The sequence below is a fragment of the Bacillus sp. 166amftsu genome (assembly GCF_900107445.1).
Lineage (GTDB): Bacteria > Bacillota > Bacilli > Bacillales > Bacillaceae_G > Bacillus_A > Bacillus_A arachidis.
In genome coordinates this window covers 254,923-280,535 of record NZ_FNQA01000004.1, presented here as the reverse complement: position 1 = coordinate 280,535, position 25,613 = coordinate 254,923, and the positions used below count along the sequence as shown (strand labels likewise).

The window sequence follows — 25,613 nt, the reverse complement described above, 5'->3', positions numbered from 1 at the left end:
CTATATCACTGCTCCAACCAATTATAAAAGGGGACTTTCCCTGTATATTTCGTCTCTTGTTTCGTTACTTGTTGCGCTCGTTGTTGATTCGCTCTAAATTTTCGCCCTTGATCTTGCGCTTGATCAACCGTCTTAATTCCGTTCTTTTTCCACTCAAAGAGAATGCGATCAATATATCGAAAATTAAGTTTTCCACTCATTACAGATTCTCGAAGGGCTGCTTGAATTAAATTCGGATGATGTTGATCCTGATCTTGCCACATCGCTAATGTTTCACATTCAAAAGGCGATAACGGTCTACCAAATTCACGTTCAAAAATTGTATATAAATTTACTTGGAGCTGCTTTTGTTCTTCTTTTTCTTCTTCTATTGTCTCGTTCATTAAAAAATGCAAGATCTTTTCCCAAAGCGGTTGTAAGGAATAACTTTCGCACATCATCGCTTCAGATTTTTGACTACCTTCTAAGGCTAAAAAACCTTTTTGAATTAATGCTTGAATGATCTCCATACATTTCATTTCTGTTATTGTCATTCGTTCTGCAATCTCTGAAGGGGTTGGAAAAGAATTCCCCGACTCTAAAAAGGTATGGACATGGAGTACAACCATAAATTCCATCTCATTTAAACCTAATTTTCTATAATGCATCATAAGTAATTTCGGAATTGCGATGCTGCCTTGTTCAAACCATTGTAACATCATTTTTTTCTTCATAACCATACACCTCGCTTTCTAGTATAACACACCTGTTATGATTTCCTTTTACCACAATTCGTCAAAAAACCTCCCTATAGAATAGATAGGGAGGTCATTTTCATTTGCTCAGAGTTACTTATGTGATAAAAATGAACATAAGTAACTTTTTAAGCTTGTACTTTACTTCTCATAAACGTATTAATTCGCTCTAACGCTTTCTCTAATTGTTCAAGAGATGTTGCATAGGATAAACGAACATTGTTTGGTGCGCCAAATCCTGTTCCTGGAACAAGAGCGACTTTCTCTTCTTCTAATAACGCTTTTGCCCATTCATCAACTGTTTCATATCCAGCTAGCGCTACAGCTTCTTTTACGTTCGGGAATAAATAAAATGCACCTTGTGGTTTAATACAAGTGAAACCAGGAATTTGAATTAATTTATCATAAATAATGTTTAATCGTTCTTCGAATGCTTGACGCATCATCTCTACAGGCTCTTGCGATCCAGCATACGCAGCAATTGCACCGTATTGAGCAATTGAAGTAGGGTTTGACGTACTATGACTTGCTAAGTTTGTCATCGCTTTAATAAGCTGCTTATTTCCTGCTGCATAGCCAATGCGCCATCCTGTCATAGAGTGCGATTTTGATACACCATTAATAATAAGTGTTTGTTCCTTTAATGCATTAGAAAGCTGAGCAATAGATGTATACTCGATTCCACCATAAACCAATTTCTCATAAATCTCATCAGAAACGATTAAGATATCGTGTTCTAAACATACTTCTCCAAGCTGCTGTAATTCTTCCTTGCTGTAAATCATCCCTGTTGGATTGCTCGGCGAATTAATAATAACAGCTTTCGTTTTCTCTGTAATTGCCCCGCGCAGCTGCTCTGGCGTAATTTTATACTGATTGTCTTCTAAGCCTTCTACATAAACCGGTTTACCACCAGCAAGCTTTACTTGTTCTGGATAACTTACCCAATAAGGAGTCGGAATGATAACTTCGTCTTCTTCATCAAGTAACACTTGAAACAACGTATAAAGTGCATGTTTTGCTCCATTACATACGATAATCTCAGTAGGATCATAGGATAATCCTTGATCACGACTAAATTTCTTCGCAATTTCTTGTTTTAATGTAGCTAATCCACCAGTTGGTGTATATTTTGTATGTCCTTCTAGCATTGCTTGATGTGCGGCATTCATAATATGTTCTGGTGTATTAAAGTCAGGTTCCCCTGCACCTAATCCTATTACATCATGCCCCTCGGCTTTTAATGCTTGTGCCTTTGCTGTAATTTCTAAAGTTGAAGACGGTGTTAAGGCAGCTACTCGCTTTGCTAATTTCATTTGTGGTTCCCCCTGCATCTATTTTTCAATGCTGTAATATCCAGCATATTTCCCATCTTGAAATTCTAGATAATAATACGTATAACGACCTTCTTGATCAATATATGTAATTTCCCACAACGGAACATCGTTTTCAGCACCTAATTTTACCTTTACAAATTCTTTTGGATTACGGTCACTAGCCACAATCTGTAAAGCTTTCTTTTCAGAAATGCCTTCGTTCTTTTTTCGTACTAGAACATTTCCTTCTTTCTCAGGTACCCAAACGATAGTTTGTTCTCTTTTTTCATTTAAACCTTGTACGACTGTATATGAAGATTTTCCATTATAATAGTCAACGGTTTTTACCTCTGAAAGTTTTCCTTTTTCTTTCGCAATCTCTACGACTTTTGACTCTTTCGGAATTTTCTTTTCCATTGTCGCATTATAAACATGCACCCCATATAGCACAACGGCAACGATAACGATAATGATGGCAAAGATCCACTTTTTCATTGTATCACTACGTTCTGTATATCGTAAATACTGCTGTTTCTTTTTCGTTTTCGTCTAATGCCAATCCGAACATGAGGTCTTGCTCTTTTAAAGTGCGATTTAAACTATCAACGATTTTATATAAGTCAGACGAATATTTAATACGCGTCGTTGATAGCACTTCGATTTTCTTTTCCATGAAAACTCCTCCGTTACACAAAAATTTCTAATTATAGAAGAACGCAATGCGGTTACAATAAGAGTACATTCTTTACAACCCCTGCTTCATCACCCATCTATTATAGCAGGACATGTTCAGCAAAAAAAGGTTTCAAATTGAAAACCGAAACATTTGTATACAAGAAGTAAGAAAAAATAAATTTCCTCCTACCCACATTTCATGCCTGAAGTACATCGTACTTCAGGCATATTTTTATTTATTCCACTACTTATGGATCGTAACCTTTCCTACCTCTAGGAATAATACTTAGACAAGAGTACACTTTTCGTCTAAAAACCATTTGTAAAAACGAAGAACCGGTATAGAATGAAGAAACTCCTACTAACTAAAGTTTCCTTGTTTCGGCATTATTGTTCTAAGTGCTCTAATAGTTGTTCTAATGTCCCTTCATAAAGAGGAACATTCGGAATAGATTGCATAAACCTTTTTCCATAAAAAGAATTAGTTAAACGACGGTCTAACACAAACACCGTTCCAGTATCCGTCGTTGTACGAATTAATCGACCAAATCCTTGTTTAAAACGAAGAATCGCTTGCGGAAGTGCCAACTTCGTAAATACATCGTCCCCTTTATTTTTCAACCATTCGCTTTTAGCTTCCATCATCGGCTGATGAGGCGGTGTAAATGGTAATCGAACAATAACGAGACAGCTTAATGCATCTCCAGGAATATCAATCCCTTCCCAAAAACTACTTGTTCCTAACAAAATTGATTTATCAAACTCTTGAAACTTCCGAACTAAACGACTTCGACTACGATTATGAACACTTTGTGTTAGTAATACAAAATCTTCTAATTCCTCCGCTTGTTTTAAGTTTGTATATGTTTTCTTTAACATTTCATATGATGTAAATAATACGAGCATCCTTCCATTTGTCGCTTTAGCAATCTTCGTAATATGATAGGATACTTCTCTTATATACGTATCCTCGCTTACTTCCTTAATAAGAGGGACATCAGTAGGAACCATTAATTTCACTTGCTCCTCATAATGAAATGGCGATGAAACTGTTAATGTATCTGGTGCAAAGTCATATAAGCCAAGTTGTTCCTGCATATAATCAAATGTATTATTAACTGTCAAAGTCGCCGAAGTAAAAATAACGCTTCTCTTTTTTGTTAAGAACTCATCCGCAAATCTTTCGCCTATATGGACAGGTTGTGAATATAACACAGTGGAATGAATTGTACCTTTCGTTTCTGTTTCCATCCATGTCACATATGCTGTTTTTTCTAGTATAAGCAATTGTAATGAGTCGGCCATTTTGCGCAATATTTCAAGTAAATGCATAAATTCGCCTGTAACAACATGTATCTCCCATTCAATTTTACTTTGTAATATATCCGCTTGTTTATCTAGCACAGTAAGTATTTTTCTCAACTCGTATACGAAGCGATTAGTTAACTCGACTATACTCCTCCATAGTTTTCCATCCTCTTGATCCGCATTATATCGATAAATAAGTGGTATATTATTTGCCCCTTGTTCTTGCTGTGTTTGCTGAAATATAAATGTACGTAACATTTGAAATAATTCATCCGCATCAAATTTAATTTCTTTCAACCTATGACTTAACATCCGAAAAGTTGATCGTGGTGAATTTTTAGATTTTCCCACCAATTCATACACCTTTGATAGTACATCATCTGTTTCTAACGTACCCAATCGTGATAAGATCAATTGAAAATACATGCATGAAAACTGGTCTCCAAGTGTCCGAGTCGCTGTTTCTTCAATATGATGAGCTTCGTCAAAAATAATATATTCACATGATCCCAACAATGGATCTTCGCTAACAAAGTCTTGAAATAGTAATGCATGATTTGTAATAACAATATCTGCGAACAACGCTTTATTTTTTGCACGTTGATAAAAACAGCGACTAAACCAATTGCTTTGCATTCCACCTGGACTATATGTGTCACTACATATACGATCCCACAGTAACTTCCCACCCTCTGGGATATTAAGCTCATCACGATCACCAGTCTCTGTTTGCAGTAACCATACTAAAATTTTTGCTTTCGTAAGCGCAGCATCATAGTTCTTCTCTTCTTCTTGCAATGCATATTCAAATTTATGTAAACAAAGGTAGTGTTTCCTTCCTTTTAAGAGAGCCACTTCGAATGGAAATGGTAGTATACTTTGCAATAAAGGAATTTCATTTTCAATCATTTGTTGTTGCAATTGTACCGTTTGCGTACTAATAATAACTGGCTCTTCTTTTTTCTTTGCAAAATAAATACTTGGAAGCAAATAAGCAAGTGTCTTACCTGTACCCGTACCAGCTTCAATTAATGAAAAACGAGAATCTCTTAACGCTGTATATATTTCCTTCATCATTCGCTGTTGACTTTCCCTTTTTTCAAAAGTTGGCATCTTTAATTCAAGTTTTTCCATTGACTTGTATAAAAAAGCATCAAATTTAGATGAACAATCATCACCCATTTCTAATGCATAATTTCGTTTTCGCAGCGCAATATTTCGGTATACTTCGTACTCATTTGCCTCTTCTGTACCAAGCATCACTTTATTTAAAATATTTTCTGAAATGATATTCGCTATATCACTTTGTAATACATCGCTTAGCTCATAAAAAGATTGTAAGGTGACAAGGGGGAGTTTTTCTAATTGATTTAGAAATTGTAAAAATAATTCTGCTGTCACAAGAGCATCGCTATCCGCACGATGCGGTTGATCGTGTTCCAATTCATGTTTTTTTGCTAAATCGCGCAATTTATAGCTATCAGCTGTCGGCAATAAAATTTGTGCCAATTCAACCGTATCAATTTTTGGGCAGTTTACTTCTCCATATCCAGCCTGCTTTAATTCTTCCTTCAAAAAATTCCAATCAAAGTGAACGTTATGTGCAACAAAATAAGCACCATGTAATAGTTCAGCTACCATTGGTGCAATATCGCAAAATAGCGGGGCTTGTTTCACAAGATTTTCATCAATCCCTGTTAATTCTGTAATAAATGGGGGAATCTCTCTCTTCGGGTTAACAAAAGACGAAAAAATTTCCAGTATTTCTCCATCTTCTACTACAACAGCTGCAATTTGTGTAATTCTGTCCTTCCCATCTTTCCAGGAGTTCCCTGTCGTCTCTAAATCGACAACGACATAACGCTTACTCATATGTAACACCTCAATTTCTTACCCTTTCAAACAATAAAAATTCATATATTGTTACTATACCACGTTTTATATCATCTTAATGAAAAGATGCACAAAATGAAATGATTTCATTTCAAAATAAAAAAGCTACTCCATAAGGAATAACTTTTCTTTTGTTTCTCTCAATCGGTGAGGATGAAGTCCCCGACTAATTAAAATTCTACTTTATAAAATCGTGCCAGCTTTTTCAGCACCTAACATTTCAATAATTTGATTGTTATCATCTAACACCGCAATTTTTGGTGCTTGCTTGTATACTTCTTCTGCCGCTACGAGGCCGTAGCAAATAATAATAACTTTATCTCCAGGTTGTACAAGCCTTGCAGCTGCACCATTTAAACAAACAACACCGCTTCCACGTTCTCCTTTAATCACATACGTCTCTAAGCGAGCTCCGTTGTTATTATTTACAATTTGTACTTTTTCATTTTCTACAATCTCGACTGCATCCATTAAGTCTTCATCAATTGTAATACTACCTACATAATTTAAATTTGCTTCCGTTACAGTCGCGCGGTGTAACTTCGCTCTCATCATTGTGCGAAACATAGATGATCCCCCTTATTTAACTGTTAATGTTATATTGTCAATTAATCGTGCATTTTCAAATTTCACTGCAATTGCAAGAATAATACGTCCTTGAATTACCTCTAACTCTGTCAAAGCTGGATACGTATATAGATCTGCATACTCAACAGTACCTTGTGTATTTTTTTCAATGTATTCTTTCACGAGGTTTGTAACCACTTGTGGATTACACTCTCCCTCTTCAATCCGCTCTTTCGCTATACATAAGCTACGATATAAATGCGGCGCTTCCTCGCGCTCTTTCTCCGATAAATATACATTGCGAGAACTTCTTGCTAATCCGTCTTCTTCTCTAACAATATCAACAGGTACAATTGTAATTGGAATATTAAAATCACGTACAAACCCTTCAATAACAGCAACTTGCTGTGCGTCTTTCATACCAAAATAGGCACGATTCGGCATTGTAATATTAAATAGCTTCATCAATACAGTCGCAACACCAGAAAAATGAACTGGTCGTTGCTTACCGCATAACACGTCTGTCCGCTTTACAACCTCAACTTTTGTAGTCTGTTCTGCTGGGTACATTTCTTCCACACTCGGATAAAATAAATAATCGACTCCAGCTTCTTTTGCTACCTTCTCATCCCTAACAATGTCCCGAGGATAGCGATCCAAATCTTCATTCGGTCCAAACTGCAATGGATTTACAAATACACTTAAAATAACCACTTCATTCTCTTCTCGTGCTTGACGTAATAAAGTAGCATGCCCTTCATGTAAATATCCCATCGTTGGAACAAAGCCACTTTCTTTCCCACTTGCACGAATTTCACTGGCAATTCTCTGCATCTCTTGCACTGTTGTTACAATTTTCATTACTGTTTCCCTCCGTATAACGCTAAGCACTCTTCCTCTTTCATTGTGAATGAATGTTTTTCTTCAGGAAATTGTCTTGCTTTTACTTCAGCAACATATTGTGAGATCCCACGTACAATTTCTTCCTGAACAGACGTATATTGCTTCACAAATTTTGGAACACGCTCCACTCCATACGTAATGAGATCGTGATAAACAAGCACTTGGCCGTCTACTTTACTCCCTGCACCAATGCCTATTGTAGGAATTGTCAGTTGCTGTGATACAAGCTCTGCTAATTGCATTGGTACGCATTCTAAAACGATTGCCATCGCACCAGCTTCTTCACACCTCTTCGCATCTTCTAACAATTTCTTTGCACTTTCCGCATCTTTTCCTTGCACTTTATAACCACCTAATACCCCCACAGATTGAGGTGTTAAACCAAGATGGGATACAACAGGAATTCCTGCATTCGTTAAGAAGCGAATGATTGAGACTACTTCATCAGCCCCTTCCACTTTCACTGCATGTGCTCCGCTCTCTTGAATAATACGACGTGCATTATGCATTGTTTCTTGCAAAGATACATGGTAAGACATAAACGGCATATCCGTTACAATAAAAGTGTCCTTAGCTCCACGGCGCACTGCTTTCGTATGATGAATCATATCATCTACAGTTACTGGAATCGTTGAATCGTATCCAAGTACAACCATTCCAAGAGAATCCCCTACTAAAATCATATCGACTTCAGCTTCTTCTGAAAGCTTAGCAGATGGATAATCATACGCAGTAAGCATCGTAATCGGCTCACCTTTCTCTTTCATTTTCAAAAAATCTGTTGTCGTTTTCAAAAATTACTCCTCCTTTATTTCAGGAGAGAGGAGATGACCGAAATCATATAAAAAACCCCTCTGGCCACAAAAGAGCAGAAGGGTTGTGTTAGTCGGCAAAATTCATCCCTCTGTCCCAGTCCGTTGTTGGATCAAGGCAGAATCCAAATTATTTTTCTTCATCGCTTGAAATAACGGTGCAGTTCACTCAGATACTGCCCATGTTCGAACTAATTATAGCAAACAAAGAAATAAAATTACTACATTTTTTTGAAAAAATAATTTTCTATTTTATTACAGTATGTGAAATTTTCAAAATACCAATTAACGGTTATCCACAATTTGATTCCTATCCATCAAATATACAAATAAAAAGAAGCTCCCAAATTGGAACTTCTCTTCACTTAATTTCTATATCCGCAGAATGAATATGATGAATCTGCCCTTTATCATCTTCTAACATAAGTACACCATCTGCTGTAATTCCTCTTGCGATACCTGTAATCGTATCTTTCATCGTTCGAGCCGTAATTTCTTTTCCTATACTTATCGCATAACTTTCCCAAAGAAGTTTAATAACCGAAAAACCATTCGTTACATATTCTTGATATAACTTCTCCATTTGTAAAAAGATCTGTTGCATCAGGTCCGCTCGAACAATTGGTTTACCTGATTCAATCGCTAAAGAAGTTGCGATTTGCTTAATCTCATCAGCAAAATGCTCTTGCCCCTGGTTTGCATTAATACCTATTCCCATAATAACAGCGTTAATTTTATCTGGATCAGCCTGCATCTCTGTTAAAATACCAACAGCCTTTTTACCTTGTATTAAAATATCGTTAGGCCATTTAATTCCAACATGTACACCTACACATTTTTCAATCGCTTGAGCTACACTAACAGCTGCTAATAGTGTAAGTTGAGGCGCATGATGAACTGGAATAGCCGGACGCAAAATGATACTCATCCAAATTCCCGTCCCTTTTGGTGAATGCCATTTTCTACTCAAACGACCGCGCCCTGCCGTTTGTTCTTCCGCCACAACAATCGTTCCTTCTGCTGCACCTTCATAAGCAAGTTTTGCTGCAATATGCTGCGTAGACTCTACAGATTCTTCAAAATAAACCGTTCTCCCTATAAATTCTGTCTGTAAGCCTAATTGAATTTCATTCGCTGTTACTTTATCTGGTTTACTAGCAATCCGATAGCCAAGACGGCGTACAGCTTCTAGTTCATACCCTTCACTTCGAAGATCCTCCATATGTTTCCAAACAGCGGTTCTTGAGCAGCCAAGCTTGTCACTAATTATTTGACCAGATACAAACTCGCCATCTGCTTCAGAAAAAACTTGTAATAATTGTTTTCTTATAGTAGATTGCATCCGTGTAGCCACTCCCTTATTTTTTCTTTCTCATTTTCTAATCGTTCTTGTAAAATTTCTTCTTCAATTCTTTGCAATACTTCTGCCACCCATGGTCCTGGCTTTTTTTCTGTCCAACCTAATAAATCATTACCACTTACCTTCATTTCCTGACGATTATGGATAGATAATGAATTAAATAATGACTGCACTTGATTTACAGAAGACATATCATATTTTTCTATAATAGCTTGATATACTCTTTCAGCCATTAAAGCAGTCTGCAAACCTGTTTTGTATAGAAAGACTGCATCCCAAGACTTTGTTTTTCTAGAACGGATTGCTAATATAACAGCTACAATATCTTTTATTTTTTTATTTGAAAATTTCCATTGACGCAAGAAAACTGATGGATGTTCTTCACCAATACAATATAGGAAAAATGCCCACGCCTCAATTTCCGTTTCAAAAGAATCCCATTTATATTGCGCAGCTTTTAAAATTCTCTCTTCTGACATTTGTAAATACGGTAAATGCGTAAATAATTTTGTCTCTACTAGTTTTTGAAGCCCCTTTACACAATATGTACCTGTCAACAGCTTTTCAAACTCAACCGTAATTCTTTCAATCGCTATATGTTCCAACAAATGTCCATACTTTTCAATCGCATACTTCGTTTGTTCCTCTAAAGAGAAGCCTAAAGTACTAACAAAGCGAATACCACGCATCATACGTAGTGCATCTTCTTGAAAACGAGAAGATGCATCTCCTACAGTTATAATTTCTTTCGTTTTAATCGCCTCTTGCCCACCAAATAAATCAATGATTTTTCCCTGTTCAGTCATCGCAATTGCATTCATTGTAAAATCACGTCTCTGCAAGTCCTCTTCTAATGAACGCACAAATTGAACACTGCTCGGTCGTCGAAAATCCTCATATTCGCTTTCTGTTCGAAAGGTCGTCACTTCATAAGGAACTCCTTCTTGTAAAACAATAACAGTACCGTGTTCAAGACCGACAGGAACATGACGTGGAAATAGATTCATTACTTCTTCTGGTAAAGCCGATGTTGCAATATCAATATCACCAATTGGTCTACCAATAATAAAATCACGAACACTTCCACCAACGAAATACGCCTCATGTCCATGTCGGTTTAATATTTCAATAATCTCTGCAGCCTGCTTAAATCGTTTCATGTTTGTCATCCCTTAGTATGTCATAATAAATCTCCTCATATTGTGAAACAATTTTTCCTGAACGAAATTGCTCATATACAGCTGCCATCGCTTGCTCTGCCATATTTTGATGAAGCTCTTTATTCTTAAGGAGTTGTATTGCTTGTTTTGCTATGCCTAACGTATCACCAACTTTGCATATATATCCCGTTTCACCATGTTTAATAACCTCTGGAATGCCCCCAACCCGTGTTCCAATACATGGCACACCACAAGCCATTGCTTCTAGTAAAACAAGACCAAAGCTTTCTTTTTCCGATAAAAGTAACATTAAGTCACTCATGGCAAGAAGCTCTGCAACATTATCCTGTTTTCCTAAAAACAAAACATGTTCTTCAATATGTAAGCTTTTCACCAACTGTACAATTGTACAAAATTCTGGTCCATCACCAACAAGTAATAATTTCGCATCCACTTCTTTTACAATGTTAGCAAATGACTGGACAACATCTTGTACACGCTTGACCTTACGAAAATTCGAAATATGGATTAATACCTTTTCACCTTCACGTATGCCATACTCTTTTTTTAGTTGGGACATATCTCTCTTAAAATAGACACGCTCATCAATAAAATTATATACAGTCTGAATTTCTTTATTTGGCTTTACAAGCTCATTTGTTTCTTGAATTAACGAGTGAGATACAGCTGTAACAGCATCAGATCGCTCAATACCAAACCGTATTAAATTATTTAGAGAAGGGTCTGAACCAAGTACAGTAATATCAGTTCCATGTAACGTCGTAACGATTTTAATATCGTCTCCAATCATCTGCTTCGCTAAGTATGCACAAATTGCATGTGGTATTGCGTAGTGCACATGTAAAATATCCAAGTTTTCTCTCTGCGCCACCTCTGCCATTTTACTTGCTAATGCTAAATCGTAAGGTGGATATTGAAAGACAGAATATTGATTTACCGTTACTTCATGAAAATAAATGTTTGGATATACTTTATTTAATCGGAATGGAACTCCAGAGGTAATAAAGTGAATTTCATGACCTCGTTCAGCCAATTGCTTTCCAAGTTCCGTACCCACAACTCCAGAACCACCCACAGAAGGATAACATGTTATACCTATTTTCAATTTCATTTACATCCCCCTATTAAATCAGCATGTAATAAAACTGGCTTTTTACTCATAAATCCTTCAGCATACATAACTCCAACTTCTTTTCCAAACATTTTCTCACGAGCGATAATCGTTTCAACATACCCTTCCGTTAAAGGTGTCTTAACCCCATCACTTCCAGTTGTAAACTGACTTTCATACGCTTCTAACGCTGCTATCTTTTCAGAAAGCTGCTTACTAATATCTATACAGAAATTGGGTTTATGAAAACCATTAATCATATAATAATAAAAAGATTGCGCACGGTGTGGCGGAATTTCTGGCATATATTTACGAACACCCGCTGAAAATACCGCTTCTTCCACAAGTTTTGCACAATTCGCATGATCTGGGTGACGATCTTCATAATATGGTGCAAAAATTAGCGTTGGTTTATATGTACGAATAATCTTTACGATTTCCCGTATATATTCTTCTTTCATATACAAACCACGGTCCGGCATTGCTAAATTAATCCGCGTTTCTACTCCCATAATACGAGCAGCTGTCTGGGCCTCTTTTTTTCTTAATTCGACCGTTCCGTTTGAAGATAAATCAGCCTCTGTTAAATCACAGATGCCAACTTGATATCCTTGTTTCGTATATTTTGCAATGGTGCCTGCCATGCCGATTTCAACATCATCGGCATGGGCACCAAACGCTAATATATGTAATCCACTCATAATTGTTCCCCTCATTTTCTTAACTTTCGGTAGTCCAAATCCCCTCGATCTAATGCGTGCATTAACATTTCTGCACTTGCCATGTTCGTTGCAAGCGGAATTGCATATACATCACATAAACGAAGCAACGCATTTACATCCGGTTCATGTGGTTGTGCTGTTAATGGATCTCGGAAGAAAATCACCATATCTAAATCATTTTTTGCAATCATTGCACCAATCTCCTGGTCACCACCAAGAGGACCAGATTGATATCTTGTAACTTCTAAACCTGTCGCTTCCATAATACGAAGACCTGTTGTTCCTGTTGCAAAAAGTTCATGTTGTTCAAAGATTGGTTTATATGCGTATGCGAACGAAACCATATCATCCTTCTTTTTGTCGTGTGCAATTAAAGCAATCTTCATCCGTTTTCTCCCCTTTAGTCGATGATATTCTCTAATCCATATACAAGATGATCAAGATTCATTACTGTTTCGATAGATAATTTTACTCCAGACATAAATGATGCTCGATTGAATGAATCATGACGAACCGTTAACATCTGTCCGTCTCCACCAAACAATACTTCTTGATGCGCAATAAGGCCTGGTAAACGTACGCTATGAATGTGAATCCCATCTACATTCGCACCACGTGCTCCTTTTAATTGTTCTGTTTCATTTGGATGACCTTGTTGTTTTGGTTCACGATTTTGACGGATTAAGTCTACTGTTTTTACAGCTGTTCCCGAAGGAGCATCTAGTTTTTGATCATGATGTAATTCAATCACTTCAACATCTTGGAAATATTTCGCTGCCATTTGCGAAAACTTCATCATAAGTACTGCACCAACTGCAAAGTTTGGAGCAATAATTGTACCTACTTGTTTTTCTTTCGCAGTATCTGTTAAATGTTGAAGTTCTTCTTCTGTAAACCCTGTCGTACCGATAACAGAACGAAGACCATGTTCAACAGCAAGTGTAACGTGTTTTTTTCCGATTTCTGGTGTCGTTAAATCTAGCAATACATCCGCTTCTACTTCATTTAAACAAGTATGTAAGTCCGCATAGATTGGGGCATCTAATGCTGGCATTCCTGGAAGATTTGAAATTTTGTCACCACCATGTTTATAATCAACTGCTGCTACTAATTGAAAATGTGGTGTTCTCTCCATTAGAAGTACAGCTTCATATCCCATGCGTCCTCTTGGTCCAGCAATAATTACTTTAATATCTTTCATTACTCTTTCTCTCCCTCTTCAATACGTGTCCAGCGATCTTTATCACGTATATTAAATTTATTCATTACAATGTTATGTGCTGTTTCTAAATCAATATGTAAGCTATTTGCCATACAGATCATAACAAATAATACATCTCCAAGTTCCTCTTCAATTGTTCGAGCTTTTTCAGTCGTTTTCTTCGGTTTTTCACCGTAATAGTGATTCACTTCTCTTGCAAGTTCACCCATTTCTTCTGTCAAACGTGCCATCATTGCAAGCGGACTGAAATAACCTTCTTTAAATTGACTAATATATGCATCAACTTCTTTCTGCATATCTTTCATCGTTTTTTGTTCCATATTGTTCACCTCTAATCCTTCCTCTTTCATGTTAGCCAATTCATGGCGATTTGACAAATATTATTCCTCTTCCCCCCTATTTGCCACGTATTTTTGGATAGACTATAATAAAGTGAAACTTTCTTTCGCAAACGCTCTTCTTGCAAAAGATTAGCCCTAGCCAATCTGGCTCTTACGGATGGTCCGCCCATTCTTAGCTTTATCTCCTACCAACCGTTGGCGCAGGGCAAAGTAAAACTATTTTCTGTATTTTATCGTTTTAGCGGAGCAAAGTAACAATTACATATTAGGGGGCTTACGGCATGAAAACTAACTTGAAGATTCAAAACATTATATTTATTTTGATTGGTTCCGCTATCTTCTCTTTTGGCATCGTAAATATTAATATTGAAAATCACTTAGCAGAAGGTGGCTTTACAGGAATTACGTTATTACTTTATTTTCTATTTTCACTTGATCCATCATATACAAATTTACTCTTAAACATCCCTCTCTTTTTCGTCGGTTGGAAGTTACTAGGACGAACAACTTTCTTATATACATTAATCGGAACATTTAGTGTTTCTTTATTTCTTTGGATTTTCCAACGCTATGAATCATTAAATTTACATTTAAATTTGCAAAACGATATGACGTTAGCTGCATTGTTCGCAGGTGCCTTTATTGGCATTGGCCTCGGAATTATATTTAAATACGGCGGGACAACTGGCGGTGTCGATATTATTGCGCGATTAGCACATAAATATATTGGCTGGAGCATGGGAAAAACGATGTTTATGTTTGACGCTGTTGTCATTGTCATCTCAATTCTCACATACTTATCTTATCGCGAAGGCATGTATACGTTAGTTGCTGTCTTTATCGGAGCGAAGGTGATTGATTTTATGCAAGAAGGGGCATATGCAGCGAAAGGAGCAACCATTATTTCTGACAAAAATGACGAAATCGCAGCCAAAATTCTATCCGAAATGGAGCGCGGGGCTACCTTTTTAAAAGCTGTTGGTTCCTATACAAAGATTGAACGAAATGTCCTTTATTGTGTTGTTGCAAAAAATGAAATCGTAAAATTAAAAAATATTATCACTTCTGTGGATCCTCATGCATTTGTTGCAGTAAGCGATGTACATGATGTAGTTGGTGAAGGATTTACACTAGATGAGAATAAAAACCCGTTACATAATTAACTACATGAATTCTTCAAGCGTAAACCCATATGTGTACCTAGAAAAGCTTTCAAGCCCAAATAAGCTTTTCTAGGTGTTTTACCATTCTACTTTATATACTCCCTCAACTTTTCTAAATCAGCATAAATTAATTCCAATAAGCTTCTATTATAAAAAATTGAAGCTGGATGAAATGTCGGAAAGATATTATACACTTGCTCAGTCCATACAAAATCTGTGCTTTGATTATTTTTCAATTTCCGCACTGGTTGTTGTAATAATTCCCCATGAACATCAGTAATCTTTTTACCTGATCCCACTAAACGCTTTAGTGCAATATTTCCAAGTGTGACAATAACCGGCGCTTGCACATGCTCTATCTCATAATCTAACAAAGGAGCATGTGCAAGTACTTCTCTCTGATTAGGAGTTCGATTGTATTTCTTCTGAATAATTTGCCCGCTCCGCTCTCTTTTCTCTCTCCATGTATAAGGCCGACTACGAACAGCACTTGTAATATATACTTCTTCTCTTTTTAGACCAATATGTTCTAAAAAAACCATTAACTGCTCTCCTGCTCTTCCACTAAATGGAATACCATTATGAATTTCAGTTTCTCCAGGTGCTTCTCCAACAAGCATCAATTTCGGCTTTTCAGGACCCTGTCCACTTATAAATCCCTCTACGGCATAGTTAACACTACGCTCTTTCACATGCATCACTAATGAAGCTGGATATTGCATACTCATCACCTTTAATCTTAATCATTCTACCTATTCTTATTATAACTTTCTCTCTAGAATTCTATTACCGAATTACACGTAGAACAAAAAAACAAATGAAATTAAACCTAGTAAAAAAATTTCCATCTTCTTATTCTATAAAGATGAATTTCATCTCTACAAAAATTCACATTAGAATTCGTTCCAACAGTTAAGTTTGAGTTACCAAATTCCCCTAAAATCCAAGCATAATAAAAAAGACTATCAAAATTGATAGCCTTTAATCGTCACTACGTTGCATACCCGTATATACTAACACTAGACGAAGCAATTCAAATACTGCAACTGCTGCTGCTGCCACATATGTTAATGCTGCTGCGTTTAATACTTTACGAGCTTGCCCATATTCATCTGTCGATACAATTCCAAGAGCTTCAATTTGCTGCATTGCACGTTTGGATGCATCAAATTCAACTGGTAATGTAACAAGTTGAAACAGTACACCTGCAGCCATTAAAATAATCCCTAGTAACAATAAACCAGTCATTTGTGCAAACATACCAATTAAGATAAAAATCCATGACATATTTGATCCAAAATTCGCCATAGGCACTAATGAATGACGAAGACGCATAAAGTTATAATCATTTGCATCTTGAATCGCATGTCCTACTTCATGAGCCGCTACCGCTGTTCCCGCAACAGAATGACCATAATAGTTATCCGTTGATAAACGAACGGTCTTTGCTGTTGGATCATAATGATCTGATAAATGACCTGGTGTTTCTTCTACAGCTACATTGTATAATCCATTCTCATCTAAAATTTTCCGAGCCACTTCCGCTCCTGTCATACCGGATGTTGAATACACTTGTGAATACTTACTGTAAGCACTACGTACTTTAGACTGTGCATACAACGGTATGATCATAATGATCGCGAAGTAAATTAAATAAAACATCATGAACCTCCAGTGAAGTCTTAATTATTTAGTACTTTCCATTCTATTTTCTTCTTTACACATTGTCAATAAAGAAACCTTACAATCCTTGTCTATATTCGTAATATTATCGATTTTTAGAATGCATCCCGCTGGTACGCTTTGCTTTCTCTCCCTTATATTTTCTCCAGCCAACGTATGTTAATGTAAACAAAATGATCCCACCTGTAATTGTCATAAACCATATGAGAGAAGAATCCACTTCATCTTTCTTTGCTGTTTGGAATATTTTTTGTAAATCTTCTTTTATAATCCCTAATTGCGTTTGTCCACTTTTATTTTTTAACATAACATTACGAAATTCATCCAAATACGATAAATGCGCATTTACACGCTGCGATTGATTTTCTGGCAATGCAATCATTAAACTTGGATAAATCACATCAAATTCACGTAGAAATGTATTTAACGATCGTTGGAAACCTTCATTATCTCCTGCTTGAAGTGTTTTTTCAACTTTAGCAAAAGCCCCCATAACACGTCCTTCTCGTTCTATCCAAAGCGGTTGATACTTAGATACCTCCGCATCTACCGCCAGTTGTAATGCTAATACATCATCTATTTTTATTTGACGATCTACACTTTCTTCTCCAAGCGATTGCTGTGCCTTGTCATATGCTAAAGAAATTATCCGAAAATGCATAGGTGTTAGTTTATTTTCCTTTGTGTTCTCTCGTAATACAAATCGCTCTGAAAAACTTCGCAATACTTGCATTGCTTTCTCATATTCTTCCTGTTTTACAAGTTGTAAGGAATCATCTAGTAGTACCGTTAACTCAGTCCATTTTTCAGCATATATGCGTACTGGAAACAATATAATCAGAAATGCTATCATTCCAATTAAGACTCTTTTCATCCCGGTCCCCCCTATAACTACTAGTACAAAATATGTTAAGGTGGACAAGAATAGAACAGAACAAGGTTGAAAAATATTTTATGTTAATTGTTAAGGGGTGAACTCTCGACTAATGAAAGTTTTACTTTATGAATAAAGATTCTTCATTGAAGTTTTACTCTTTTTTCGTAAATAACGATACATAAAATAACAAATCGCACTACCGCATAAAATCAATAATAAAATAACACATGCTGCATGCATAAAAAACTGTTCTGGTAGCATTAAAATAACCGGATCCGTTTCACTATCAAACTGCCAATAATCATTAGTAAAAAGAAGTTTATGAAATAGTACAAAACTCTTTTCAAAATTAATGGCAATGGGTAAAGTAAGCGCAATCGGAAATATAATAGTCAAAATTGCACCATGTAATAAAAACTTCACCTTTCTTTTTCGTAATAAGTACCATCCACCCAATAAAACAATACCAAGCGCCATACACATTCCGTATTGAATTTTCACTAAAATATTTTTCACATCAACAAAATGAATTCTTCCGCTTGTTGACATATCCAGTGTAGGAAACTGTAATGATCCTTGATAAAAAGGAGAAAGATATGTAATCAGCACATCATAGTTTCTCTTAATTTCAGACTCTGTCATATTTGCTAAATCTGGTATATTTAAAAAATGTATATCTGCATAATATATCCATTTTCCATATACAACAATTGTAGTTGCAGCAGCAAAAATAAAAAATGCGATACAGTATGAAACAATAGAATTTATACAGCTATCCAGCACTCTTGGTCCTATCTTATTTGCATTCATTCATTTCCCCCAATTCCTCATTTAAATTCATAACAAAAACTGCTTTCGATTCCTTCTCAAACAATAATAATATGTAATAGCTAGTACAACAATACTTAGCCAAAATGTAAAATAACCAATCTGTTCAACAAACAAATGCATAATACCATATCTCGGCATTTGCCAAAATAAATAGTCGATTACATCATTATGTAATGTCCATATACTCGCTACAATAAAATGCCACTTTTTAATACGATAAAACGGAGCATACAATAAACCTTGCACGGCCATTGCAAAATGAGAAAATACCAACATATAGCCCATAAACCCAAGATCGCCCTGAACCATAAACATAATACCATTTACAACAACAGCCCAAATACCATATTTCATTAACGAAACGATTGCTAACGCTTCTATTAGTCCCCAATTTTTATTTCGTAAAAATGCGAATAACACGATTACAAAAAATAAGCTTGCGATAGGGCTATCCGGAACAAATGGCCAGAATATCATTGAAGTTTCCATCAGTTGTTCTCCATACCAAACAAAACCAAATATTGTTCCTAGAATATTAATAATAAGTAAAAATATTAAAACTGAACGCTGTCTTAATAATGCATACAAATAAGCCAATCTATATGTACAACACCTTTCAAATATAGTAATTCTTTATAAAAACCAGTCCTTTTAAGTAGGAGAGAGCATCCGTTCATGCATAGTAGTGGTCAGATCCTTTACCTCATGCCAAGTGAGAAACACAACGAGAAAACAAATAGCGATTACCTTTTGTTCTTCATAGCAGACACTTTTAAATTGAAAAACAAAATGTATATATATTATAACAAACTTCCTCTTCCAAATAGAAAAGCTGACTACAAAAAATTGCAGTCAGCCTTCACTTATTTCTTATTATATTTTGCAATAAATTCTGAAAGTTTCTTTACCTCTTCATCCGTACCTTTAAATACCCCTTTAGGCATTGCACCTTTTCCATCTTTCGCAATCTTTGCAATTTCTTCTGGTTTTAACGTTAAGTTTTGTAATGCTGGTGCTGCTGCACCCCCTTGTAAGTTATCACCATGACATGTTAAACATGTATTTTTTTGCATTAATTTATAACCATCATCATTTTTATCCACCTGTGTCGTTTTAACAATTGCACCCTGTTTTTTTGCAGCTTCCCAGTCATGATGTGCCACAGACTCCCATGTTAAAAAGATGATAGAAGCTATCGCTAATAGCATAAATCCAGTTGCCACTGGACGCTTCAACGGACGTCTTTCAGGGCCTCGATCGAGAAATGGAGCCAATAATAATGCTCCAAACGCAATTCCTGGCATAATAAATGCACCGATTACAGTATATGAGCCTGATGCGTATGAATATTTTAACAATTGATATAAAAATAAGAAGTACCAGTCTGGAAGTGGTATATATCCTGCATCTGTAGGATCCGCCATTCTCTCAAGTGGTGACGGATGCGCCACTGTTAAACATAAATAACCGATTAAAAAAACCGCACCAACCATCCATTCTTTTAACAAGAAGTTCGGCCAAAAAGCTTCTGTTTTCCCTGGATATTCAGAATAATCTTTTGGGATATTCGGTTTACGTGCTACAGGTACTCGTGAATCTCCCACAAACTTCATCCCTTTACCGCGATGCATAATCTCCCTCCTTTAATTCAGTTTTTCTTCTATTCTTTTAAATTAGCAATCTCTTATAGCGGACCAGAAATACCTTGTTTGCGAATCATGATGAAGTGGAAGGCCATTAGACCTAGAAGTGCTGCTGGTAAGAAGAAGACGTGAATAGCAAAGAAGCGAGTTAATGTTTGAGCCCCGACAATTTCGGAGTGACCAGCAAGTAATGTTTTAATATAAGGGCCGATAAGCGGTGTTTGCTCCGCAATTTGAATCCCTACTTTTGTTGCAAATAGTGCTTTCATATCCCATGGTAATAAATATCCAGTAAAACCAAGACCTAGCATAACAAAGAAAATAAGAACACCGACAATCCAGTTTAATTCACGAGGTTTCTTATATGCACCTTGGAAGAAAACCCTAAGTGTATGTAAAAACATCATTACAATTACCAGACTGGCACCCCAATGGTGCATGCCACGAACAATTTGCCCGTATGCAACTTCATTTTGTAAATAATAAACTGATTCCCAAGCATTTTTAATATCAGGTACATAATACATTGTTAAAAACATTCCTGACAAAATTTGAATTACAGTAACAAAAAACGTAAGTCCCCCAAAGCAGTAGACGAATGCAGAAAAATGATGCGCCGGATTTACATGTTCGGGTACTTCATGGTCTGCAATATCACGCCATATCGGTGTAATATCTAGCCGCTCGTCCACCCAATCATAAATTTTATTTAACATCTATTTCGCACCCCCTCTTGGCTTTGCTTTTCCTAAATAAAGCGTTCCATCCTTCACTTTAGATTCATACACATCAAGTGGAGCAAGAGGCGGCGTTCCTTTTATGTTTATGCCATCTTTTGTGTAACGTCCTCCGTGACACGGACAAAAAAATTGATTAGGATGCGACTTATCCGAATTCCAGTTAACCGTGCACCCCAAATGTTTACACACTGGCGAAAACGCTACAATGTCTCCGCTTTCATCTTTGTGCACCCAAGCAGATTTAGGTTCTTCGGACTTGTACCAACCATCAACCTGCTTTACCTTAAAGTCAAAGCGTTTTGGTTCTGTTGTAATCTCTTTAACTTGTGCAACAGGAACCATCTCTCCCCCCGCCTCTTTCCTTAAAACCGGATCAAGTGCAAAACGCGTCATCGGCATTAAAATACCAGCTGCCATAAACCCCCCTACACCTGTAAGCGTGTAGTTTAAAAACTGTCTTCTTGACACACGATGTTCTTTCTCGCTCACGAAAATTTCCCCCCTCTATCAGAAATTGTCCCCTCGTGACAAACCAGTATAAAAAATAAAAAATAGGACACTTTCATGATATAATACCCACATGCACAGGTCAATATCATACTACTCATAATCATAAGAACTATCTGTTTATTATTTATTTTCCCACTTTTCAGTCAATAGAGACATTATATTTTTTACATGTGCCTGAATTACTTCTCTTTTCGCTTGATCACTAAATTGTTCTAACGATAGAGATGGTAACCAAAACAAATGACCTGGTAGCATATCTTCAGCCTCTTTCCATCCCAAATCACTGGTAACATACGCAATATGTTTCAGTCCTTGGTCTTGTAAATGGCTTGCCCACTCTTGCAATCGCGCTTGCTCTTTCTTTTGTTGCTCCGCTAAATAAGTAAAAGGAGGTAGTAAGAGTACTCTTCCTTTATATTCTCTTTCTAATTCCATACTTAAAGTTTGAATAAATTCTCCTTGCTCTACAATCCCCTTCATTTCTTTTGCTACGGAAATAGAAAGAAGGGGTATAATACCAGTATCCACATACTCCCTAGCTTGTTCAAATTGCTCCGCATCTTTTACAACCCATTTCATCATAATTCCCTCCTTTACTTGTTATTTCAATCTAAATGACAGAACTTTCACTTTATATCTATTAAACCATACTAAAACGGGTAAAAAAAGAAAAACTACCTAATATAGGTAGTTTTTCTTTAAGTAGTCGGAAATTTGTCAAAATTAAATAAAAAATTATTCCTTATAAGCTTTTTAATTCCTCGGTTAACTTACAAAAAGTTTCCTTATCCTGATTGTCGAGCGCTTCATCAATTTGCTTTAAAAGTCGGTCTCTTCGAAATGAAAATACACTCTCTTCTAAAAATCGTTCCGCAAGTAAACGATCTTTTTCATTTACTTCAATATGCTTTGGTAAGTACGGATTTTCTTCTAATACTGCTACATAATTTGCATTTTGGAACGATGATTTAAAATTAAGCTGAATATAAATGTCCTCATCTCGATTTAAACGGATGTCATGAAACGATTTTTCTGCATCCGTCGTCATAACATTTTGTTTAAAGAAGTGAAACGGTGTATCTTTTACACAATTTGCTGACATCACTAAACCACGAGGACAGTATTTTGCATGTTCTACGAAGTGGACTTTGTGCATTAATTGATCATGACTCATTAAATAATTTAAAATCCATACACATTCACGCTGTTTCAGTTGGTAATTGTTTAAGAACCACTTTACAAAATCCTTCTTCTCGTTTACAGAAACAGGGGTATTCATAGCGCTTAGTCCCTCCTCTGTCTTTCTTTTTTTATTTAGATTCAAGAAGCAGCATGCACTTTCCTTCCAACTTATGAAAAATCCTCTAAATTATATAGCAATTCTTCGATGTGAATTTGTGTCGGGTCCAGTTGTAGTAAGCGTGTAAATACTTCTTTTGCCTTTCTTCGTAAGCCTTCTTCTAACAGGAAATAACCGTACTCTTCCAAGAAATCTGGATGATTCTTAAAAGAAGTATATGCACTCTCATAGTGTTTTAATGCATCAGAATACATTTCTAATTGTTTTTTCGCAAATGCTAGATCCCAAAGTAATTGTGTATCTTGCTCTCCACTATCCATTGCATTTTCTACAGCAGCAATTAGTTCTTCATATTTTTCTTGTTCTTTTAAGATATATGCATATTTTAATATCGCACCTAAATGTCCCGGATCAAGCTGTAATGCTTTTTGAAGCAATTCTTCTGCTTCTGCTAGCTTTCCTATCTTCGCTGCAATATTTGCAAGTTCTACATAAAGAGGTACGGATAATTCATCAATTTTAATTCCTTCATGAAGTGTTTCATAGCTTTCTTGAAGCATCCCTTCCTTTTCATAACATTTAGCTAAATACATATATAAAGAAGCATATTCTGGATCTAATTCTTTTAATTCTTTCCAAGCTCCAATTGCTCTTTGATACTCTTCGCCTTGATAGAGTGTAAATGCATAGCCGAATAAAGAATGAATATCTTTCTGCTCTTCTAGTCCTTCTTCATAATACGTAATGGCTTCTTCCCAGTTTCCAATTGCACTTAACGTTTCAGCTAAACGAAGAGCAATCACAACGCCTCCCATTACTTTATGCTCAGCAAGTAATGACTCATAATAGGCAATCGCTTTTTGCTCTTCACCTTTACTGCTATAGAGTTCTGCTAATCCAAAAGTAATAACAGGCTCTTCTGGCATCATTTCTTTTGCTTTTAATAGTTTTTGTTCCGCAACATCATCGAAACCCTGCATTTGAAATAAATCTGCAACAAGTAATAGAGATTGAACATATAGTTCATCATCTTCAGGAATATCATGAAGTACTTCGATCGCCTCGTCTTCTTTATCTAAATCAATGTATAATTCTGCTAAAAATATTGTAAACTCGCTTTCTTCGGGATATAACAAACGTAGGTCTTCTGTAATAGCTAACGCTTCATCAATAAATCCAAGTGTATGATAGTAACGGGCGATATCATATTTTTCTTCGTCCGTCCCTTGTTTTACCAATTCTTTTAATAGTTCTAATCCTTTTTCCGCTTCACCGTTTTCAATGTAAGAAACAGCTTGTTCAAACTTTTGCATAAATTTCTCCTTTAACTCTTATAATATTCTCTTCTGTTCATTAATAATAAACAACTGTCACCACGTACGCAACTAAAAGGAAACAGCAAAGAATCTTTCCCAACTGAAAAAATTCTTTTGCTTCACAGAGATTCTAACTGATCAAAAAATTGCGGATAGGATACAGCGACTGCATTACCATTTTCAATTTGCACTTCGCCTTCTGCTATACAGGACGCAATTGCAAGCATCATACCAATGCGATGGTCTCCATGACTATCAACAATATTTCCTTGTAATTTCTGATTTCCATTAATAATCATGCCATCTGAAGTCGCTTCAATTTTCACTCCCAGTTTTTGAAGCTCATACACAACTGTATCAATACGATTCGTTTCTTTTACTTTTAACTCCTCAGCATCTTTAATAATTGTTGTCCCGATCGCTTGTGTCGCCAGTAAGGCAATAATAGGAATTTCATCAATTAATCTTGGAATAAGTGAACCGCCAATTTCCATTCCTTTCAGCTCAGAAGTTTCAATTGTAATATCTCCACATGGTTCAAACTCTTCATTTCGAACATTGTGAGTTGAAATACGCGCTCCCATCTCTGATAACACATCTAGAATCCCTGTTCTTGTTGAATTTAAACCAACATTTTTCAATACAAGTTTACTATTCGGTACAATTGCACCCGCTACTAAGAAAAAGGCTGCTGAAGAAATATCACCTGGAACCTCAATTTCCAATCCCGTAAGCGATTGACCACCTTGTAATGAAACTGTTCGACTATTTACATCTACTTTACATCCAAATGCCCGTAGCATTCGCTCCGTATGATCACGTGATTGTAGCGGTTCGGTTACTGATGTTATCCCTTTTCCTTGTAAACCAGCAAGTAAAACCGCTGATTTCACTTGCGCGCTTGCTACAGGAGAATGATAGTGTATACCTTTTATATTTCCTCCACGTATCGACAAAGGCGTATATTGTCCCTCTTCCCTTCCGTCAATTTGTGCATTCATTTCGCGAAGAGGGGCCGTAACACGTTTCATAGGACGTTTTCCAATAGATTCATCGCCAATGATAGTGCAATGGAAAGGAGTATTTGCTAAAATACCGAGCATAAGACGAATGGTGGTTCCTGAATTACCTACATCTAGTACCTCTTTTGGTTCCTGTAATCCAGCTAATCCTTTTCCATATACATTGACATCGTTACCATCTTGTTCAATCATTACGCCTAATTTTTGAAAGCAAGCAATCGTACTTAAACAGTCTTCTCCTAATAAAAAATTTGAAATTTTTGTTGTACCCTCTGCTATAGCTCCAAACATCACAGCACGGTGCGAAATTGATTTATCTCCAGGTACAGCAATTGTGCCATTCAAACCATTCTTCCGCCTCATGATTCTCCTCATTTTTTATC

General features: G+C 36.3%; 28 protein-coding genes. 1 reads left to right on the top strand and 27 read right to left on the bottom strand.

Features of this window, described 5'->3' with window-relative positions:
* Positions 1-5 precede the first annotated feature (5 nt).
* The 15 genes from dnaD to BLV40_RS14535 all read right to left on the bottom strand — a co-directional run bounded on the left by dnaD (position 6) and on the right by BLV40_RS14535 (position 14,124).
* Positions 6-713 (bottom strand): DNA replication protein DnaD, encoded by a 708-nt coding sequence (dnaD, locus tag BLV40_RS14610; protein ID WP_090691158.1) that lies wholly within the window; start codon positions 711-713, stop codon positions 6-8.
* 149 nt (positions 714-862) lie between these two features.
* The gene (gene aspB / locus BLV40_RS14605; RefSeq protein ID WP_026591170.1) at positions 863-2,050 is read right to left on the bottom strand and encodes an aspartate transaminase AspB; all 1,188 of its coding nucleotides are present in this window, start codon (positions 2,048-2,050) and stop codon (positions 863-865) included.
* 18 nt (positions 2,051-2,068) lie between these two features.
* On the bottom strand, positions 2,069-2,545 hold the full coding sequence (locus tag BLV40_RS14600) for a cell wall elongation regulator TseB-like domain-containing protein (protein WP_090691155.1): 477 nt from the start codon (positions 2,543-2,545) through the stop codon (positions 2,069-2,071).
* 7 nt (positions 2,546-2,552) lie between these two features.
* A complete protein-coding gene (locus tag BLV40_RS14595) occupies positions 2,553-2,723 on the bottom strand; it encodes a YpmA family protein (RefSeq protein WP_000412180.1) in 171 nt (56 codons plus the stop codon).
* A 389-nt stretch (positions 2,724-3,112) separates the two neighbouring features.
* On the bottom strand, positions 3,113-5,905 hold the full coding sequence (gene dinG / locus BLV40_RS14590) for an ATP-dependent DNA helicase DinG (protein WP_090691152.1): 2,793 nt from the start codon (positions 5,903-5,905) through the stop codon (positions 3,113-3,115).
* Between the two features lie 204 nt (positions 5,906-6,109).
* A complete protein-coding gene (gene panD / locus BLV40_RS14585; RefSeq protein WP_026591173.1) occupies positions 6,110-6,493 on the bottom strand; it encodes an aspartate 1-decarboxylase in 384 nt (127 codons plus the stop codon).
* Positions 6,494-6,505: 12 nt separating this feature from the next.
* Complete coding sequence (gene panC, locus BLV40_RS14580) at positions 6,506-7,354, bottom strand: pantoate--beta-alanine ligase (RefSeq protein ID WP_090691148.1); 849 nt, start codon at positions 7,352-7,354, stop codon at positions 6,506-6,508.
* Positions 7,354-8,190: a 3-methyl-2-oxobutanoate hydroxymethyltransferase gene (gene panB / locus BLV40_RS14575; RefSeq protein ID WP_090691146.1), complete on the bottom strand. Its 837-nt coding sequence runs from the start codon at positions 8,188-8,190 to the stop codon at positions 7,354-7,356. The genes panC and panB overlap by 1 nt, the downstream gene beginning before the upstream one ends.
* A 379-nt stretch (positions 8,191-8,569) precedes the next feature.
* Positions 8,570-9,550 (bottom strand): biotin--[acetyl-CoA-carboxylase] ligase, encoded by a 981-nt coding sequence (locus tag BLV40_RS14565; RefSeq protein ID WP_090691143.1) that lies wholly within the window; start codon positions 9,548-9,550, stop codon positions 8,570-8,572.
* Positions 9,535-10,728, bottom strand: a complete 1,194-nt coding sequence (locus BLV40_RS14560; protein WP_090691140.1) for a CCA tRNA nucleotidyltransferase — start codon at positions 10,726-10,728, stop codon at positions 9,535-9,537. Before BLV40_RS14560 ends, BLV40_RS14565 begins: the two co-directional genes overlap by 16 nt.
* A complete protein-coding gene (gene bshA / locus BLV40_RS14555; protein ID WP_090691138.1) occupies positions 10,715-11,860 on the bottom strand; it encodes an N-acetyl-alpha-D-glucosaminyl L-malate synthase BshA in 1,146 nt (381 codons plus the stop codon). Before bshA ends, BLV40_RS14560 begins: the two co-directional genes overlap by 14 nt.
* Positions 11,857-12,561 (bottom strand): bacillithiol biosynthesis deacetylase BshB1, encoded by a 705-nt coding sequence (bshB1, locus tag BLV40_RS14550; RefSeq protein WP_026591179.1) that lies wholly within the window; start codon positions 12,559-12,561, stop codon positions 11,857-11,859. Before bshB1 ends, bshA begins: the two co-directional genes overlap by 4 nt.
* Before the next feature lie 11 nt (positions 12,562-12,572).
* Positions 12,573-12,968, bottom strand: coding sequence for a methylglyoxal synthase (mgsA, locus tag BLV40_RS14545; protein WP_026591180.1), 396 nt, complete (start codon positions 12,966-12,968; stop codon positions 12,573-12,575).
* 14 nt (positions 12,969-12,982) lie between these two features.
* The gene (gene dapB / locus BLV40_RS14540; protein ID WP_026591181.1) at positions 12,983-13,783 is read right to left on the bottom strand and encodes a 4-hydroxy-tetrahydrodipicolinate reductase; all 801 of its coding nucleotides are present in this window, start codon (positions 13,781-13,783) and stop codon (positions 12,983-12,985) included.
* Entirely contained in the window at positions 13,783-14,124 is a 342-nt protein-coding gene (locus BLV40_RS14535; RefSeq protein ID WP_051588565.1) for a nucleotide pyrophosphohydrolase, read from the bottom strand. Before BLV40_RS14535 ends, dapB begins: the two co-directional genes overlap by 1 nt.
* Positions 14,125-14,426: 302 nt before the next feature.
* On the opposite strand from BLV40_RS14535, the gene BLV40_RS14530 reads away from it, so the two are divergent.
* On the top strand, positions 14,427-15,308 hold the full coding sequence (locus BLV40_RS14530) for a YitT family protein (RefSeq protein WP_026591183.1): 882 nt from the start codon (positions 14,427-14,429) through the stop codon (positions 15,306-15,308).
* 86 nt (positions 15,309-15,394) lie between these two features.
* Here BLV40_RS14530 and BLV40_RS14525 read toward each other — a convergent pair whose 3' ends face one another.
* From BLV40_RS14525 to aroA, 12 genes are all read right to left on the bottom strand, one after another.
* Positions 15,395-16,039, bottom strand: coding sequence for a uracil-DNA glycosylase (locus tag BLV40_RS14525; RefSeq protein WP_090691137.1), 645 nt, complete (start codon positions 16,037-16,039; stop codon positions 15,395-15,397).
* 250 nt (positions 16,040-16,289) lie between these two features.
* Positions 16,290-16,973: a zinc metallopeptidase gene (locus tag BLV40_RS14520; protein WP_026591185.1), complete on the bottom strand. Its 684-nt coding sequence runs from the start codon at positions 16,971-16,973 to the stop codon at positions 16,290-16,292.
* A 103-nt stretch (positions 16,974-17,076) separates the two neighbouring features.
* Positions 17,077-17,865 (bottom strand): sporulation protein YpjB, encoded by a 789-nt coding sequence (gene ypjB / locus BLV40_RS14515; RefSeq protein WP_090691135.1) that lies wholly within the window; start codon positions 17,863-17,865, stop codon positions 17,077-17,079.
* Between the two features lie 126 nt (positions 17,866-17,991).
* Positions 17,992-18,678, bottom strand: a complete 687-nt coding sequence (locus tag BLV40_RS14510; RefSeq protein ID WP_026591187.1) for a lipoprotein intramolecular transacylase Lit — start codon at positions 18,676-18,678, stop codon at positions 17,992-17,994.
* Positions 18,679-18,705: 27 nt separating this feature from the next.
* Positions 18,706-19,296 carry a lipoprotein heptaprenylglyceryl N-acetyltransferase LhaT gene (locus tag BLV40_RS14505; protein WP_026591188.1) on the bottom strand — a complete coding sequence of 197 codons (591 nt, stop codon included), beginning with the start codon at positions 19,294-19,296 and terminating at the stop codon, positions 18,706-18,708.
* Positions 19,297-19,562: 266 nt separating this feature from the next.
* On the bottom strand, positions 19,563-20,330 hold the full coding sequence (gene qcrC / locus BLV40_RS14500; RefSeq protein WP_026591189.1) for a menaquinol-cytochrome c reductase cytochrome b/c subunit: 768 nt from the start codon (positions 20,328-20,330) through the stop codon (positions 19,563-19,565).
* Positions 20,331-20,383: 53 nt separating this feature from the next.
* The gene (gene qcrB, locus BLV40_RS14495) at positions 20,384-21,058 is read right to left on the bottom strand and encodes a menaquinol-cytochrome c reductase cytochrome b subunit (RefSeq protein ID WP_000932700.1); all 675 of its coding nucleotides are present in this window, start codon (positions 21,056-21,058) and stop codon (positions 20,384-20,386) included.
* Positions 21,059-21,571, bottom strand: coding sequence for a menaquinol-cytochrome c reductase iron-sulfur subunit (qcrA, locus tag BLV40_RS14490; RefSeq protein ID WP_026591190.1), 513 nt, complete (start codon positions 21,569-21,571; stop codon positions 21,059-21,061).
* 141 nt (positions 21,572-21,712) lie between these two features.
* Positions 21,713-22,174 (bottom strand): YpiF family protein, encoded by a 462-nt coding sequence (locus BLV40_RS14485; RefSeq protein ID WP_081810985.1) that lies wholly within the window; start codon positions 22,172-22,174, stop codon positions 21,713-21,715.
* 160 nt (positions 22,175-22,334) lie between these two features.
* Complete coding sequence (locus BLV40_RS14480; protein ID WP_026591192.1) at positions 22,335-22,871, bottom strand: ReoY family proteolytic degradation factor; 537 nt, start codon at positions 22,869-22,871, stop codon at positions 22,335-22,337.
* Between the two features lie 71 nt (positions 22,872-22,942).
* Complete coding sequence (locus tag BLV40_RS14475; protein WP_090691134.1) at positions 22,943-24,205, bottom strand: tetratricopeptide repeat protein; 1,263 nt, start codon at positions 24,203-24,205, stop codon at positions 22,943-22,945.
* 122 nt (positions 24,206-24,327) lie between these two features.
* Entirely contained in the window at positions 24,328-25,605 is a 1,278-nt protein-coding gene (gene aroA / locus BLV40_RS14470; RefSeq protein ID WP_090691132.1) for a 3-phosphoshikimate 1-carboxyvinyltransferase, read from the bottom strand.
* Positions 25,606-25,613: the final 8 nt, after the last annotated feature.

Coding starts and splice junctions, on each gene's coding strand:
- BLV40_RS14520 (WP_026591185.1), bottom strand. CDS start 16,973: ATGATGTTTTATTTAATTTACTTCGCGATCATTATGATCATACCGTTG.
- BLV40_RS14485 (WP_081810985.1), bottom strand. CDS start 22,174: ATGATGAAATGGGTTGTAAAAGATGCGGAGCAATTTGAACAAGCTAGG.
- BLV40_RS14480 (WP_026591192.1), bottom strand. CDS start 22,871: ATGAATACCCCTGTTTCTGTAAACGAGAAGAAGGATTTTGTAAAGTGG.
- BLV40_RS14565 (WP_090691143.1), bottom strand. CDS start 9,550: ATGCAATCTACTATAAGAAAACAATTATTACAAGTTTTTTCTGAAGCA.
- dapB (WP_026591181.1), bottom strand. CDS start 13,783: ATGAAAGATATTAAAGTAATTATTGCTGGACCAAGAGGACGCATGGGA.
- qcrB (WP_000932700.1), bottom strand. CDS start 21,058: ATGTTAAATAAAATTTATGATTGGGTGGACGAGCGGCTAGATATTACA.
- BLV40_RS14475 (WP_090691134.1), bottom strand. CDS start 24,205: ATGCAAAAGTTTGAACAAGCTGTTTCTTACATTGAAAACGGTGAAGCG.
- panC (WP_090691148.1), bottom strand. CDS start 7,354: ATGAAAATTGTAACAACAGTGCAAGAGATGCAGAGAATTGCCAGTGAA.
- ypjB (WP_090691135.1), bottom strand. CDS start 17,865: ATGAAAAGAGTCTTAATTGGAATGATAGCATTTCTGATTATATTGTTT.
- panD (WP_026591173.1), bottom strand. CDS start 6,493: ATGTTTCGCACAATGATGAGAGCGAAGTTACACCGCGCGACTGTAACG.
- BLV40_RS14595 (WP_000412180.1), bottom strand. CDS start 2,723: ATGGAAAAGAAAATCGAAGTGCTATCAACGACGCGTATTAAATATTCG.
- bshA (WP_090691138.1), bottom strand. CDS start 11,860: ATGAAATTGAAAATAGGTATAACATGTTATCCTTCTGTGGGTGGTTCT.
- aroA (WP_090691132.1), bottom strand. CDS start 25,605: ATGAGGAGAATCATGAGGCGGAAGAATGGTTTGAATGGCACAATTGCT.
- aspB (WP_026591170.1), bottom strand. CDS start 2,050: ATGAAATTAGCAAAGCGAGTAGCTGCCTTAACACCGTCTTCAACTTTA.
- BLV40_RS14560 (WP_090691140.1), bottom strand. CDS start 10,728: ATGAAACGATTTAAGCAGGCTGCAGAGATTATTGAAATATTAAACCGA.
- bshB1 (WP_026591179.1), bottom strand. CDS start 12,561: ATGAGTGGATTACATATATTAGCGTTTGGTGCCCATGCCGATGATGTT.
- BLV40_RS14510 (WP_026591187.1), bottom strand. CDS start 18,678: ATGAATGCAAATAAGATAGGACCAAGAGTGCTGGATAGCTGTATAAAT.
- BLV40_RS14535 (WP_051588565.1), bottom strand. CDS start 14,124: ATGGAACAAAAAACGATGAAAGATATGCAGAAAGAAGTTGATGCATAT.
- mgsA (WP_026591180.1), bottom strand. CDS start 12,968: ATGAAGATTGCTTTAATTGCACACGACAAAAAGAAGGATGATATGGTT.
- qcrC (WP_026591189.1), bottom strand. CDS start 20,330: ATGCATCGCGGTAAAGGGATGAAGTTTGTGGGAGATTCACGAGTACCT.
- BLV40_RS14530 (WP_026591183.1), top strand. CDS start 14,427: ATGAAAACTAACTTGAAGATTCAAAACATTATATTTATTTTGATTGGT.
- dnaD (WP_090691158.1), bottom strand. CDS start 713: ATGAAGAAAAAAATGATGTTACAATGGTTTGAACAAGGCAGCATCGCA.
- BLV40_RS14600 (WP_090691155.1), bottom strand. CDS start 2,545: ATGAAAAAGTGGATCTTTGCCATCATTATCGTTATCGTTGCCGTTGTG.
- dinG (WP_090691152.1), bottom strand. CDS start 5,905: ATGAGTAAGCGTTATGTCGTTGTCGATTTAGAGACGACAGGGAACTCC.